Below are 14,515 nucleotides of genomic sequence, written 5' to 3' on the forward strand. Positions count from 1 at the left end.
ACCTCCTTACAGACCGGCGATGTGATCGGCGGGCGTCGCGACAACCTGTCCGGCACTCTTGGTGGGACGCTTCTTTTTGGTTTCGGCCGTCCCCAGAAGCCTCGCCTCAAGACCGCTCACCAAGCGCGCAAGCGGCAGGGTAATGACCAGATAGAACAGGGCGGCAACCACATACGGCGTAATGGAGCCCGTCGTTGCCACGATGGTGCGGGCATTCATGACGATCTCGACCACGCCAACGGCGGCGAGCAGCGACGTATCCTTGTAGAGCAGGATAAACTCGCTGGTCAGCGTAGGCAGGACATTGCGGAACGTCTGCGGAATCATAACGTAGAGCAGCGTCTGGAAGGCATTCATGCCCAGCGAGCGAGCAGCCTCGTTTTGGCCCTTGGGGATCGACTGAATACCGGCACGGAAGATCTCGCACAGGTACGCAGACGAGTTCATGGCCATGACGATAACGCCCAAGACGTAGTCGTCCACCTTGACGCCGGCGAGCGGCAAGCCAAAGAACGCAATGTAGATCTGCAGGAACGCCGGCGTGCCGCGGATGATATTCACGTAGATGCCGGCAAGGCAGCGCAGGATGCGCGACTTGGAGATGCGCATGAGCGACAGCGCAAAGCCAAAGGGAATAGCCAACGGAAATGCCACGAGCACGATCGAGAGCGACATAAGGAAGCCCTTAAAGACGATCGGCAGGCTCTGGACCAAAATGACCGGGTTCAAGAACAGGCGGAGGAACATATTGGAGTTCCACGCCTCGACCCACGGCTGCTCTTTAAGGTCGGCCAAGAAGTTATCGAAGGCCGTCACGCCCTTGATCTCGACGGAAGGAATCTTGGAGACCTTCTTGGTCGAACCATCGGCGAGCGTATAGGTGCCGCTAAAGGCCTCGTCGCCGCCCTCGACGGGGAAGGTCACGCCGTAGACCTCGACGCGAAAATAGCTGCCAGCCGGCGCCGTCTCGCCAAAGTCGATTTTGAGCGTCTGGCCATCAGCCGTGCACGTGGGCTTCATGGGTGTGCGATCCATGAGGTCCTCGCCCGAGAGCATCGTCAATCGCGTGTCATCGGTACCAAACGTCGTGCCGTCGACAAACGTCAGCGAAAGACCGCTCAGCTCCTCGTCGGCATCGGCCTGAACTTCCCAGGTAATGCGTGTCTCGGTGCCGCCGACCACATCGCTGCCCGAACCGGTGTTGGGTCGGGCGGTAATCTTTGCGGTCTCAAGCGCTTGGGCAGTCGAGGGCGCAGATGCCCCCACGCACACCAGCGCGAGCGCCACGGCCATGACACAGGCTAGCTTTTGGAGCAAGGCGGGTAGTGAAGAACGCTGCTCAGCGGCCCCTTTGTTCAGTCGAGACAAGGTGGCTCCTATCGTAGAAGTTGCCGGCAAAAAGAGACGGAAACACTCTCCGTCGAAAGAAGCGCAAAGGCCCTCTCCGCTAAACGGAAAGGGCCCACACGCAATCAAGTATCTGTTTACTTGATGTTGTACTTAGCCATGAGGGCGTCAACGGTGCCGTCGTCGGTCAGGTCCTTGATGGCCTGGTTGATGTCGTCCTTGAGCTTGGTATTGCCCTGGTTGATGGCAATGGCGTACTCCTCGCCGGTGCTGATCTGTTTAACCGTGTGGCAGGTGTTGAACTGCTCGGCGGTCAGCTGGCTCGCAACGGAGCGGTTGGTGACTACGGCATCGCCCTTATCGGACTGCAGGGCGCTGAAGCACTCGGTAGCGTCCTTGTAGGGGACGATCTTGGCCTTGGGGAAGTTCTCCTGGGCAAAGGCCTCGGCGGTCGAGCCAGACTGGACGATAATGGTAGCGTCGGCGTTGTTGAGCTTCTCGCTGTAATTGTCGGCCGTGATGTCGGTGTTATCGACCTTGGTCACGATAGCCTGATCGTCCATGTAGTAGGAATCGGAGAAAGCGACTTCCTTCTCACGCTCGGGCGTGTCGGTGATAGCCGCAATGGAGACGTCATACTTGGTGCCCGAAGCGACGCCGGGGACGAGCGTGTCGAAGTCGTTGTTGACGTACTCGACATCCAGGCCCAGCTTGTCGCCGATAGCCTTGATGAGCTCAAGGTCAAAGCCCTGATAATCGCCGTTGTCATCCTTGTACTCAAACGGAGCGTACTCGGCAGAGGTGCCGACGGTCAGCGTACCGTCCTTGACGAGCGCGTACTCCTTGGAGCCGTCGACCTTCTCGACCTTAGCGTCGTCAGAGCTGCTGGAACCGGCATCAGAACCAGAGGTGGCGTTGGACGAGCCGCAGCCCGTCAGTGCGAGGGCGAGCGCCATGGCGCCCGTGGCGGCAAATGCGCCAAGCTTCTTCAGCTTCATAATCAGTCTCCTTCCAGTGACCCCGTTTGATTCAGAGGTCTGCAAAAACTGTTGGCTATTATGCACCCGCTTGTAGGAATCTGCAATGAGAAAACTGATTGAAACAAGCCCATAACGTGAATGAAACACCCACTTTGTGGCTGTTAATTACTGCGCAAAGACCTTAAGAGTTTTATTTCAGCCGCATAACCTGCAAGTTCGTTCGGTGTCTCCAAAATGAAAGGCAACGCACGCAGACGGTCATTCGATACAATATTCTGCATAACCTGCATACCGCCGCCAAGCTCCTCGCTACCAAGGTAGCCCTTACCGATGCACTCGTGACGATCTTTATGGGCGCCACAGGGGTTCTTCGAATCGTTGATGTGTACGGCACGCAAGCGGTCGATACCCACCACGCGGTCGAACTCGTCGAGTACGCCGTCCAGATCATGGATGATGTCGTAGCCGGCATCGCTCACATGGCAGGTGTCTAGGCAAACGCCCAACTTGACCGACAGCTCGGGGCGTTTGTCGGCAACGCCCTGGATGATGAGCGCCAGCTCCTCAAAGCTACGGCCCACCTCGGTACCCTTTCCCGCCATGGTCTCGAGCAGCACCGTCGTCTGCTGCCCCTCAAACATCACCTGACACAAGGTGTCGACGATCATCTGAATGCCGGCATCAGTCCCCTGCCCCACATGCGCGCCGGGGTGGAAGTTGTAGTAGTTGCCGGGCAGCGCTTCCAGGCGCTGCAAGTCCTCGGCCATTGCCTCCAAGGCAAACTCGCGCGCCCGCTCTTTGGCAGAACAGGGGTTATAGGTATACGGGGCGTGTGCCACGAGCGGACCAAAATCGTTTTGCTCCATAAGCTCGCGCAGGGCTGCCACGTCATCCATGTCAAGGTCTTTCGCCTTGCCGCCGCGCGGGTTGCGCGTAAAGAATGCAAAGGTATTGGCGCCAATGGACAGCGCCGTCTCCCCCATTGCCCGATAGCCCTTCGTCGTGGATAGGTGACACCCGATCGTCAGCATCCCCAGCTCCCCCTCATCAGTTGCGGTGAAATACGGTCTATTGGTGCCTTATTTTGGCGCAAACAGACCGTATTCCACCGCACGTTATAAAAGGGTCATCAGGGGCAAAGGCCTCCAGGCATTCCAAGCGCTGGCGCCATGCCCCCGCGCCCTAAAGTTTCAAACGAATCGCATCGATGATGCGCGCGCAGCGCCGTGTGGCGGCTAGGGACATGATGGGGCTTTCGCGTTTCCCCGCCTGAATGAGCTGCGTCGCATGCGATGTCTCACCGTAAAAATCATCGACCTCAAATGGTGCATCGATTTCGAGTACTCGACCGTCGGAGTACTTCACATGGGCGAGCTCGGGGCGATGGAGACGCTCGATTTCCAACGAGCCCCGCTCACAGGCAATCGTTAAGCGGCTTTCATATGCTGCTTTGCCGTCGCACACCATATGAATGGGTATACCTCCGACGCTCATATGGATCTCGTCGGCCCAATCGACACGGCCGCCTGATACGTCACGCCAGCGAACTTCACGGGACGAAACCTCGCACGCGCCCGCGAGCAAATCCTCAAACCAACCGACCGCATAACAGCCCATGTCATATAGACAGCCGCCCTGCAGCGAATCAAGCAGATAGCCCGAAGGAGACTCGCCGTAATCGAGCTTTTGCACACTTTCAATCGAGACAATACGGCCAAGCTCACCCGACGCAAGAAAGTCTTTCACGCAAGTGCGCATCGGGCAAAACCGATTCTTCATCGCCTCCATAAACAGCACGCCGCGCTCGCGAGAGGTGGAGGCGATCGAGAGAGCCTCTTCCTCACTCAAAACGGCCGGCTTTTCGCACAGCACGGCCTTTCCGGCGCACAGCGCGCGACAGGCCCAACGCGTATGCATGCCATGCGGAAGCGCCAAGTAGATTGCGTCGACATCGGGGTCGGCAATCAGCGCGTCATAAGCCGCATTGCCGTTATCGTCGACCGAGGCATGGCCATGCGCAGCATCGATCGAAAACGCTCGGCAAAATTCCTCGACATGTGCAGGAGTGCGGCCGGCCGCAGCCACCAGCCGTGCCCCGTCGACCTTCTTGAGCGACGATGCAAATCGATGAGAAATGCGCCCAGCGCCCAAAATGCCCCAACGGACCTCACGCGAATCATTACGTAAACCTCGGTCACCCACGATAGTCTCCCATCAGTTGCGGCGAAATAGTTCCTGTTATCGCCCCATTCTGCCGCAAACAGGAACTATTCCATCACAAGATATAAAAGGGTCATGAGGAGCGAGTTTTGCTGAAGACTTTAAGCATGGCCGTTACGGGGCCCGGCTGGAAGCGTCGGCGCACGTCATCGAGACGCTCGGGGATATCGATATGCTGCGGGCAGTGGCGCGCGCATTTGCCGCACTTGACGCAATTGCTCACCAGCTTGGCCTCGCTTGTGCGCACCGCGCTCGCCGTAAAGTACTGCGATAGACCCGTAAACCAGCTGTGCGCATAGCTCGCGTTGTAGGCGGCAAAGCAGCCGGGAATGTTGATACCCTTGGGACACGGCATGCAGTAGCCGCATCCCGTGCAGGGCACACGGTTCGATTTTTCAAACTCCGTCAGCACGCGCGCGATGGCATCGAGCTGAGTAGCTGTCATCGAATCCGGCAGGGCCCGATCGGCCAACACTGCGTTCTCATCCACCTGCACGGTATCGGTCATACCCGAAAGCAGCATCGTCACCTGAGGATGATTCCACACCCACGAAAGACCCCAGGCGGCAGGAGTGCGCAAATGCGGGTCACGGGCACTATCGAGCACGGCGCGGGCCCGCGGCGGCAGTTTACCCGCTAGACGACCGCCCAGCAGCGGCTCCATCACAAACACCGCGAGCCCGCGCTCCGCAGCCGCCATGAGTCCCGCCGTTCCCGCTTGGTAATGCTCGCCGGCATAGTTGTACTGGATCTGGCAAAAATCCCAGTCATATGCGTCAAGCATCGTAAGGAAGTCCGCCGCGCTGCCGTGGTACGAAAAACCAATCTGGCGAATGCGCCCCGCCGCCTTTTGACGCGCGATCCAGTCCTCGATGCCCAACGCCACCACACGTTCCCACTGGGCGGGCGAGGTAATGTTGTGCATGAGGTAATAGTCGATATGTTCGGTCCGCAGGCGGCGCAGTTGCTCGTCGAAGAACCGGTCGAAATCCTCCGCGCATTTGCACGAAGCATGCGGCAGCTTGGTCGCGAGCAAAACCTGGTCGCGTAGGCCTAGGCGCTCAAGCGAAGCGCCCACACAAGCCTCGTTGCCGGGATAGAGATAGGCCGTGTCCAGGTAGTTAATCCCCTGCTCCACCGCACGGGAGATGATGGCGTCGGCGGTCTTCGCATCCGGGCGTCCCGGCGCACCGGGAAACCTCATGCAGCCCAGTCCCAACGCCGAGATACGGTTGCCGCTTTTGGGGTCAACGCGATATTGCACGGCCCCTCCCCTCCCATCGAAGTCCTGACAAGGCGAAACAAACCCGTCACGTCATCGAAACACATCGGAATCGCAATCGAGAACGTATCGTAACGCAGCAGAAATCGAGCTGTCACGGCACCGCTTTAACATCAGCAAAAAGCCCGATGAAAGGAGTCGCCCATGCCCACGCTCGACCTTTGGAACCTCGCATCCCAGCTCAAAAGCACCGATTATCGCTGGGTCGACCTCACCCACACGCTCTCGTGCGACACCCCGCACTGGTTTGGCTTTAAGCCGTTTGAGTCCACCAAGCTCTTCGACTACCTGCCCGACACGCCCGGGGACATGCTCGCGCCCATGCGCTGCTTTCAGTATTCGGTCGCCTCGCAATACGGCACCCACGTCGACGCACCGCGGCATTTCCATGTTGAGGGTCGTTCCCTTGGAGAGATTGAACCCATCGAGTTTATGCATCCGCTCTGCGTGATCGACAAGCACGAGGAGTGCGCCGCAAATCCCGACTTTATCCTGACCATCGAGGACCTCAAAGCCTGGGAGGACGAGCACGGTCGTATTCCCGAGGACGCTTTCGTCGCCTTCCGCTCTGACTGGTCCAAGCTCGCCGACCTCGAAAACAAGGACAAGGACGGCCGGCCCCACTACCCCGGCTGGGATCTCGACGCCATCAAATGGCTTGTAGAAGAGCGCAACATCGGCGCCATCGGTCACGAGCCCGCAGATACCGATCCGGCGACCATCACCACGCGCGAGGACGCCTACCCCTACCCCGGCGAGCAATACATCCTCTCGGTCGACCGCTATCAGATCGAAGTCATGGACCATCTGGACGAGCTTCCCGCCACGGGTGCCGTCATCTTCTGCACCTTCCCCAAGGTCCGCGATGGCGTCGGATACCCCGCCCGCGTCTTTGCGGTCTGCACCGCGGCATAAGCGCACAGCGCAATAGTTTCTTTTTCATAACAGCCGCCCCGCGCACCCACCAATCACCCTGGCAGCATACAATCCATCAGGCGCCCCTTACGCGGGCGCCTTTTATATGGGGAGATGATTCATATGCAGATCAACAAGGTCGCCTTCATCGGCAAGGGCGGTGTCGGCCTACTCTACGGCAGCATGATCGCCCAAGCGCTCGGCAACGACGCTGTTGAATATGTCATGGACGACGCACGCTTTGAGCGCCATGCGGGCGATGCGCTCAATATCAACGGCAAGCCCTGCGCGCTCAAGTCCGTCCGCGCGAGCGAGGCGACGCCCGTCGACCTGGTCATTCTCACTGTCAAGACAACCGGGCTCGATATGGCACTCAAAACCATGGAAAGCGTCGTGGGTCCCGACACGCTGATTGCGTCACTGTGCAACGGCATCACGAGCGAACAAAAGATTGCCGAACGCTTTGGCTGGGAGCACACCGTCCTGGGTATCTGCCAGGGCATGGACGCCGTGTTCCTCAACGGAGAACTCACCTTTACCAACACTGGTGAAATCCGCTTTGGCGCGGCGGCCGACACGGATCCCGCAACCATCACCGCAATCGACGAGCTCTACACGTGCTGCGACATCGCCCATACCGTCGAGAGCGACATTGCGCACCGCATGTGGGCCAAACTCATGCTCAACGACGGCATCAACCAAACCTGCATGGCCTACGGCGGCACCTACGGAAGCGCCACGGAGCAGGGATCCGAGCAGCTCCGCAGTTTTGTCTCCGCCATGCGCGAGACGCTTGCGGTCGCCAACGCCGAGGGCATCGAGCTCACCGAAGCGGATCTGACGCAGATGGTGCACCTCATCGAAGGGCTCGATCCCGTCGGCATGCCCTCGATGGCACAGGACCGCATCGCACGACGCAAGACCGAGGTCGAGGAGTTTGCGGGTACCATCTGTCACCTCGCGGCCAAGCATGATATCCAAGTGCCGCAAAACGAATGGCTCTATTCGCGCATCCGCGAAATCGAGGCCAGCTGGTAGCGCTCGACATACCGCAGCCAACAGACTCAACGGCAAAACCGCCGCAAGGGACATTCCACTTGCGGCGGTTTCCTGCTTCATCTATAGCTAAAACCAGCTTCACGGCTGTTAGAGTTGCGAGCCCCGCATCTCGTCCTCATCCTCACGGCAAAGGACGACGCCGGTGCTTCCCAACGCAGCGACAGCAATCAGGGCCCCCACAACGATAGGAGCAGCTCCGCACAAGCCCTGCATGCCCGCGACAAGCGCGGCTGTAGGACCAAGACAACCCAGTGCAAGTGCAACGGCGGCAATAGCGATATCTCGAGCGTTCATGAGACCACTTCCTCCACGGGAAAGACCTTGCTTCTCATGACTTAGTGTGCCCCGCTCCCATATGCGCGGTGTACTGCCACGGTAAGCGCTCTGTTAACTCAAGCACGCACAAAAAAACGGGCGTCCTTACGTTGCCCTAAAGCTCGGTAAAGACGCCCATCCGCCAAATATCCGTGATGCAGAATAATTACCAACCGGTGTAGTAGTCGGTGGTTCCGGCAGCGCAGCCGGAGTCATAGACCTTGCAATCACCCTTGGAGCCCGTAAAGGTCGAGCCCTGGGCCATATCGCCCGCGGCAACAACGTAATAGCCGTCGGAATCGCGCCAAAAGCCCTCAGAATCCTGAGTCCATTCGCCCGTGCGATAGTGATAAAGCACGTTGCTGCTGTAATAGGTCTCACGACGCCCGTTGTAGTTATTTACACCCGCAGAGCGCGTCAGGCCCGATCCGTTCGCGTAGGACGCGGCAGACGCGTAGGACGGATTGTAACCGGCGTTGTAGTACGAAGCCTGGGCGGCCTCGGCAGCCTCGAGCGCTTCGCACTTGGCATCCTCAAGCGCAGTGCGCAGCTCATCGAGCTCGGTCGACCTGGCGTCGACCTCCCCCATCGTCAAAAGGCTACCCGCACCGTCGATGCAACCCTGCAGCACAGCGCACTCGTCATCGGTGGCATAGTCGCCATACATATTCATAATGATCTGAGCGCGCATCTCCAGGGAATCGCGCTTGGCCTCCATCGAGGCGTTCCACTCCTGCATAGAGCCATAACCATCGCCGCGATAGTCAACGGGCTGTACCAGTGTCGTCTCGGACGGCGCAGATCCAACCGTATCGGACAGTGTTGCGGCGTGGGCATCGGTTGCGCCGGCGCCCACCAAAAGTGCCACGGCCAGAGCGGCGGAAAGGGCGGCGGCTTTCGGTTTTCGTGAATCGATCCTCATGTAGCTGGAAACCTCCGTAGTGCGTTTTTGCTGCGTTTGAGCTGCGTGTGATTCGATCGCGCTGCATAGTACCCCGAGCAAATCGCGACCTGCGGTTTTACTCAAAAGGCGCACGTCAATTGCGTAAAACTCACATCCTCTCAACAGGAGTTTTCCACAACTCGAATGCATAAAGCATGCCAAAAACCCTGTAATAGCGCCTTCCCTATGCGAAAAAGGCGCCTGCGCAACCATTGCTTGCGCAGACGCCTTGAGCAGGCATTTTATGCAGTTATACCCATCGAGTCGCAAGGGGTCCTTGCACAAGTCGCCCTACTCGTCCAGCGCGGCGAAGGCCTGCTTCAGGTCCCAAATGATGTCCTCGGCGTTCTCGGTACCGATAGAAAGACGGATCGTGGAGGGCGTGATGTTCTGCTCGGCGAGCTCCTCAGCAGAGAGCTGGGAGTGCGTGGTGGTAGCCGGGTGCACGACGAGCGACTTGACGTCGGCCACGTTGGCGAGCAGCGAGAACACCTGCAGATGATCGATGAACTTCCAAGCTACCTCCTGGCCGCCCTTGATCTCAAAGGTAAAGATCGAGGCGCCGCCACGGGGGAAGTACTTCTGATAGAGCTCGTGATCGGGGTGCTCAGGCAGGCTCGGGTGGTTCACCTTGGCGACGTGGCTGTCACCAGCCAGGAACTCAACGACCTTCTTGGTGTTCTCGACATGGCGGTCGACGCGCAGCGACAGAGTCTCGGTGCCCTGGAGCAGGACCCAGGCGTTGAACGGGCTGATGCAAGCGCCCTCGTCACGCAGCAGGATAGCGCGGACATAGGTTGCGAAGGCCGCGGGACCGGCAGCCTCGGCAAACGAAACACCATGGTAGGAGGGATTGGGCTCAGCGATCTGGGCGTACTTTCCGCTCGCCTTCCAATCGAAGTTACCGCCGTCGACGATCACGCCGCCCAGCGAGGTGCCGTGGCCGCCGATGAACTTGGTTGCGGAATGAACGACGATGTTGGCACCATGCTCCAGCGGACGGAACAGATACGGGGTGCCGAAGGTGTTGTCGACAACAACCGGCAGACCGTGCTTCTTGGCGATCTCGGAGATGGCGTCGATGTTGGGGATGTCAGAGTTGGGGTTGCCGAGCGTCTCGAGATAGATGACCGTGGTGTTGTCCTTGATGGCACCCTCAACCTCTTCCAGGTTATGGGCATCGACAAACGTGGTCTCGACGCCAAACTGGGAGAGCGTATGCTCCAGCAGGTTGTAGGAGCCACCGTAGATGGTCTTCTGAGCCACCACGTGGTCACCGGCCTGGGCAAGGGCCTGCAGGGTATAGGTGATGGCAGCAGCGCCGGAGGCGACGGCAAGACCTGCCACGCCGCCCTCGAGTGCGGCGATACGGTCCTCGAAGACACCCTGGGTGGAGTTGGTCAGACGGCCGTAGATGTTACCGGCGTCGGCAAGACCAAAGCGGTCGGCGGCGTGCTGGGAGTTGCGGAACACATAGCTCGTGGTCTGGTAGATGGGCACGGCACGGGAGTCGGATGCGGGATCGGCGCTCTCCTGGCCAACGTGCAGCTGCAGGGTATCGAAACCAAAGGTGTGCTCAGGGTTGTTGATGAACTGGCTCATGATAATCTCCTTGATCGAACGAAAGTAAATAAAAAGAGAGAAGTAATTCGCTGTCTCCTGATCACGCCGACGGGCGCAAACAGGAGCCCGGCATTCGTCTTAGCAAGCAATTCATATGCGGGCCTCCTTTCACATCCCGGTTCCGTGGTTGGCTTAATTACCTACCGCCTTTGTGTGTTTTGAATAATACGAGTATCGTCTCCCCGGGTCAATCACTTAAAAGCGCTAATCTGTTATCTGTTTTATAGATAGCAATCGAAAGGACGGGCGCCAATGACCCTCCAGCAGCTTCGCTTTTTGATCGCCGTGGCAGAGTCCGGCTCAATCAACGCCGCAGCTCAGCGCCTTTATACCGCTCAGTCCAACATCTCAAACGCCGTCAAAAGCCTAGAGCAGGAGCTCCATCTGGAGATCTTTACGCGCTCCAGCCGCGGCGTCACGCTCACCAACGACGGCACCGAGCTTTTGGGCTATGCGCGCCAGGTCGTAGAGCAGGCCGACATGCTCGAGGCGCGCTACGAGGACGGCGGCACCCCGCAAGCCCGTCTCGCCATTTCCGCCCAGCACTACGCCTTTTCGGTCGAGGCCTTTGTCAACGTGGTCGAGCGCTGCCGCGACAGCAAGTTCGAGTTCATCATGCGCGAGACCACCACATCGCAGATCATCGATGACGTCCGTGCATTTCGCAGCGATATCGGCATTCTGTATCTGGATGACTTTAATGCCCGCGTCCTGCAAAAGACCTTTACCGACGCCCGCGCGAGCTTCCATCCCCTCTTCGACGCGACGGTCCACGTCTTCGTGAGCGAGCGCCACCCGCTCGCACGCCGCCCTCAGCTGTCCCTTGCCGACCTCACGCCCTATACGCGCTACAGCTTTGAGCAGGGAACCTCAAACTCCTTCTATTACGCCGAGGAACCCTTTAGCTATATCCCTTGCGACCGCAACATACGAATCTCGGACCGCGGAACACTTACTAACTTGCTTATCACGTCGAACGGTTACACTTTGTCGACCGGTGTCCTCTCCAATGAAATGCAGTGGGGTATGGCATCGATCCCGCTGGCAGACGCCCCGACGATGCGCGTGGGCTACATCATGCACGACGAGCGCAAGCCCTCTCCCCTCTTGCAGCAATACCTCGACGAGCTCAACCGCATCATCCATGCCAACTAACTGTCGGAAGACGGGGTAGAAATCGTAGATTGCTAGCCCCCGGCGGGCATGGCGCTACAATGGTCACTCACATGAAACGCACTCAACGAAAGGAAGCCCGTGAAGGTCATCATCTATACCGACGGCTCGGCCCGATCAAATCCGGGACGCGGCGGCTACGGCGCCGTGCTCAAATACACCAACCCCGCCGGCAAGACCTTTACCTCCGAGCTTTCGCGCGGCTACGCCAAGACCACCAACAACCGCATGGAACTCATGGCGGTTATCGTGGCGCTCGAGGCGCTCAACCGCCCCTGCGAGGTCGAGGTCCATTCCGATTCGCAGTACGTCGTCAACGCCTTCAATAAGCACTGGATTGACGGATGGAAAAAACGCGGCTGGAAGACCGCCAACAAGCAACCTGTCAAGAACCGCGATCTGTGGGAGCGCCTGCTCACCGCAAAGAGCAAGCACAAAGTGGAGTTCATCTGGGTTAAGGGCCACGCCGGCCATGAGCTCAACGAGCGCTGCGACGAACTTGCCACCACGGCGGCCGACGGCAGCAACCTCGATATCGACACTGGCTTTAACGAGAGCGACCTGTAACGGCGTTTTCGCACGCTATTTCCTGCCTCCTCGCGCTACACTCATCCTGTAAACCGAACGGCACGAGGGGGATACATGCTGCGCATAGCGACCATCGGCACATCCATGATTACCGACGACTTTATCCAAGTCGTCAACGCCAATGACCAAGCCGCGTTTGTGGGCACGCTTTCACGCGATGCCGATCGCGGTGCTGCCTTTACCGCCGAGCGCGGTGGCGAGCGAAGCTTTACTTCACTCGATGAGCTTGCGGCAGCCGCCGACGTCGACGCCGTCTACATCGGCAGCCCCAATGCGCTCCACTACGAGCAGGCGCTCGCCTGTATCGCCGGCGGCAAGCACGTTATCGTCGAAAAGCCTTTTTGTGCCACCGAGGCGCAAGCGCTCGAGGTCTTTCGCGCAGCCGAGGCGGCGGGCGTCGTAGCCCTCGAGGCCATGCGCCCGCTCCATGACCCTGCTTTCCACGCCGTCGAGGACGCCCTGGGCGAGATTGCGCCCATTCGTCGTGCATCGTTGCGCTTTGGCAAGTATTCTTCGCGCTACAACGAGGTTCTCGCGGGGCGCGCCACCAATATCTTCGACTGCCACATGGCATCGGGTTCCCTCATGGACATCGGCGTCTACACCGTCGAGCCCATGGTCGAGATCTTCGGCATGCCCTCCGGTCTTACGAGCATGACTACTCTGCTCGACCCCACCACGCGACAGCTCACGCACGGCCCCATCGACGGCTGCGGCTCCATTCTCGCCAGCTATGGCGGAGGCCGCATTTCCGTCGAGCTTGCGCATTCCAAGATCACCAACGATCTGCTGCCCTCGCAAATCGAAGGTGAGCGCGGCACCATCCAGATTGATCATCTGTCCACGCCCCGCAACGTACGCATCGACTATCGCGGCGATGTCGTACGCGGCTCGGCGACCGAGGCACCGCGCGAACAGGGCGACAACGGCCGCGTGCTCGACCTGCCCAAATCGTGCAACACTATGGAATACGAACTCGCAGACTTTATCACCGCTATCGGCGGCATCGATAACGTTAAGGAAGAGATTTGGGAGACCCCAGCGGGACGCCACGAGCTTGGCCACTACCGCGATGTCACGCTCGTGTCGCTGCGTATCATGGATGCCGTGCGTCAGCAGGCGGGTATCGCCTTCCCGGCCGACGCAGGCAAGCAGGCCTAGCGATGGGTTTTTTCGACAAGCTTTTCTCGGGCGTCGACGGCGGCGGCCGCGAACCCCAAAAGCCCTCTGGCGTCGAGCTCGAGCTGCGCCGTAGGCTCACCGTACTCGCAAGCGACGAAGCCACTCAAGACGCCCCGCAGCGCTATTTCCTGCGGTGGGAAGGGCGGGTCCAGGGCGTCGGTTTCCGCTTCACCAACACCAACCTCGCGCAGGCGCGCTCCCTCACCGGCTGGGTGCGCAATATGGAAGACGGCTCGGTTGAGATGGAGCTACAAGGCACGCCGGCAAACATCGTGTCTCATCTCGAGGCGCTTCATGCCTCCTACGAGCGCATGGGAACGCGTTTTCGCCTCGTAGACGCCCAGACCCGAGCCCCACTTGCCAATGAAGACGATTTCATTCCTCGTTATTAGTATTGTGTGCTAAATACGGTATCATTTACCTACGACCGTTGATAGAAAAGAGGCGAGGCGTATGGCGGTGCAAAGAAGGAATACCAAGCAGCGAAAGCTGGTTCTTGACGCTGTGCGCCAAAGCTATAACCATCCCACCGCCGACGAAATCTACAACGCCGTACGCGAACAGGATGACAAGATCAGCCGCGGCACGGTCTACCGCAACCTCAATCTCTTAGCCGACGCAGGGGATATTCTCTCTATTAAGACACCGGGTGGGAGCCGCTTCGATCGCACTATCGAGCCGCATGCGCATATCATCTGCACCTCGTGCAGCCGCGTCATCGACGTACCGCTTCCCTTCGATGCCCAGCTCGACGCCAAGGCGTCCGAGCAAATCGGATGGAGCGTCAGCTCGCACTACACCATCTTTGAAGGACTCTGCCCCGACTGCCAGCAGCCTTTGGGACATGCCTTAAAATCCACCTTTCTGCACTCTGCAGCAAAAAAGTAG

At 59.0% G+C, this 14,515-nt stretch carries 15 protein-coding genes; 7 read left to right on the forward strand and 8 right to left on the reverse strand.

Annotated elements, in window-relative coordinates; genetic code table 11:
- Nucleotides 1–6: 6 nt before the first annotated feature.
- From DW029_RS06065 to DW029_RS06085, 5 genes are all read right to left on the reverse strand, one after another.
- Complete coding sequence (locus tag DW029_RS06065) at nucleotides 7–1,368, reverse strand: ABC transporter permease subunit (protein WP_233543819.1); 1,362 nt, start codon at nucleotides 1,366–1,368, stop codon at nucleotides 7–9.
- Nucleotides 1,369–1,484: 116 nt separating this feature from the next.
- Entirely contained in the window at nucleotides 1,485–2,345 is an 861-nt protein-coding gene (locus DW029_RS06070; RefSeq protein WP_118345556.1) for an ABC transporter substrate-binding protein, read from the reverse strand.
- Between the two features lie 143 nt (nucleotides 2,346–2,488).
- Nucleotides 2,489–3,358: a deoxyribonuclease IV gene (locus DW029_RS06075; RefSeq protein WP_118345557.1), complete on the reverse strand. Its 870-nt coding sequence runs from the start codon at nucleotides 3,356–3,358 to the stop codon at nucleotides 2,489–2,491.
- Between the two features lie 151 nt (nucleotides 3,359–3,509).
- Complete coding sequence (locus DW029_RS06080) at nucleotides 3,510–4,529, reverse strand: Gfo/Idh/MocA family protein (protein ID WP_118099024.1); 1,020 nt, start codon at nucleotides 4,527–4,529, stop codon at nucleotides 3,510–3,512.
- Between the two features lie 91 nt (nucleotides 4,530–4,620).
- A complete protein-coding gene (locus DW029_RS06085) occupies nucleotides 4,621–5,811 on the reverse strand; it encodes an aldo/keto reductase (protein WP_117763790.1) in 1,191 nt (396 codons plus the stop codon).
- A 162-nt stretch (nucleotides 5,812–5,973) separates the two neighbouring features.
- Here DW029_RS06085 and DW029_RS06090 point away from each other — a divergent pair, with 162 nt between their 5' ends.
- Entirely contained in the window at nucleotides 5,974–6,744 is a 771-nt protein-coding gene (locus DW029_RS06090) for a cyclase family protein (protein ID WP_118099025.1), read from the forward strand.
- Nucleotides 6,745–6,867: 123 nt separating this feature from the next.
- Nucleotides 6,868–7,782, forward strand: coding sequence for a ketopantoate reductase family protein (locus DW029_RS06095; RefSeq protein ID WP_233543820.1), 915 nt, complete (start codon nucleotides 6,868–6,870; stop codon nucleotides 7,780–7,782).
- A gap of 108 nt (nucleotides 7,783–7,890) precedes the next feature.
- Here the strand turns inward: DW029_RS06095 and DW029_RS06100 are convergent, their stop codons facing one another.
- The 3 genes from DW029_RS06100 to DW029_RS06110 all read right to left on the reverse strand — a co-directional run bounded on the left by DW029_RS06100 (nucleotide 7,891) and on the right by DW029_RS06110 (nucleotide 10,663).
- Nucleotides 7,891–8,097 (reverse strand): hypothetical protein, encoded by a 207-nt coding sequence (locus tag DW029_RS06100; protein WP_118345559.1) that lies wholly within the window; start codon nucleotides 8,095–8,097, stop codon nucleotides 7,891–7,893.
- A gap of 187 nt (nucleotides 8,098–8,284) precedes the next feature.
- The gene (locus DW029_RS06105) at nucleotides 8,285–9,040 is read right to left on the reverse strand and encodes a hypothetical protein (RefSeq protein WP_118345560.1); all 756 of its coding nucleotides are present in this window, start codon (nucleotides 9,038–9,040) and stop codon (nucleotides 8,285–8,287) included.
- Nucleotides 9,041–9,352: 312 nt separating this feature from the next.
- Nucleotides 9,353–10,663, reverse strand: coding sequence for an O-acetylhomoserine aminocarboxypropyltransferase/cysteine synthase family protein (locus DW029_RS06110; protein ID WP_118345561.1), 1,311 nt, complete (start codon nucleotides 10,661–10,663; stop codon nucleotides 9,353–9,355).
- Nucleotides 10,664–10,936: 273 nt separating this feature from the next.
- Here DW029_RS06110 and DW029_RS06115 point away from each other — a divergent pair, with 273 nt between their 5' ends.
- The 5 genes from DW029_RS06115 to DW029_RS06135 all read left to right on the forward strand — a co-directional run bounded on the left by DW029_RS06115 (nucleotide 10,937) and on the right by DW029_RS06135 (nucleotide 14,515).
- Nucleotides 10,937–11,839, forward strand: coding sequence for a LysR family transcriptional regulator (locus DW029_RS06115; protein ID WP_118345562.1), 903 nt, complete (start codon nucleotides 10,937–10,939; stop codon nucleotides 11,837–11,839).
- A 99-nt stretch (nucleotides 11,840–11,938) separates the two neighbouring features.
- Nucleotides 11,939–12,424, forward strand: coding sequence for a ribonuclease HI (gene rnhA / locus DW029_RS06120; protein ID WP_117564440.1), 486 nt, complete (start codon nucleotides 11,939–11,941; stop codon nucleotides 12,422–12,424).
- 75 nt (nucleotides 12,425–12,499) lie between these two features.
- Complete coding sequence (locus DW029_RS06125) at nucleotides 12,500–13,606, forward strand: Gfo/Idh/MocA family protein (RefSeq protein ID WP_118259084.1); 1,107 nt, start codon at nucleotides 12,500–12,502, stop codon at nucleotides 13,604–13,606.
- A gap of 2 nt (nucleotides 13,607–13,608) precedes the next feature.
- Nucleotides 13,609–14,019 carry an acylphosphatase gene (locus tag DW029_RS06130; protein WP_118345563.1) on the forward strand — a complete coding sequence of 137 codons (411 nt, stop codon included), beginning with the start codon at nucleotides 13,609–13,611 and terminating at the stop codon, nucleotides 14,017–14,019.
- 61 nt (nucleotides 14,020–14,080) lie between these two features.
- Nucleotides 14,081–14,515: a Fur family transcriptional regulator gene (locus tag DW029_RS06135; RefSeq protein ID WP_199582569.1), complete on the forward strand. Its 435-nt coding sequence runs from the start codon at nucleotides 14,081–14,083 to the stop codon at nucleotides 14,513–14,515.

This window comes from Collinsella sp. AF38-3AC (assembly GCF_003474365.1).
In the GTDB taxonomy this organism is placed as follows: domain Bacteria; phylum Actinomycetota; class Coriobacteriia; order Coriobacteriales; family Coriobacteriaceae; genus Collinsella.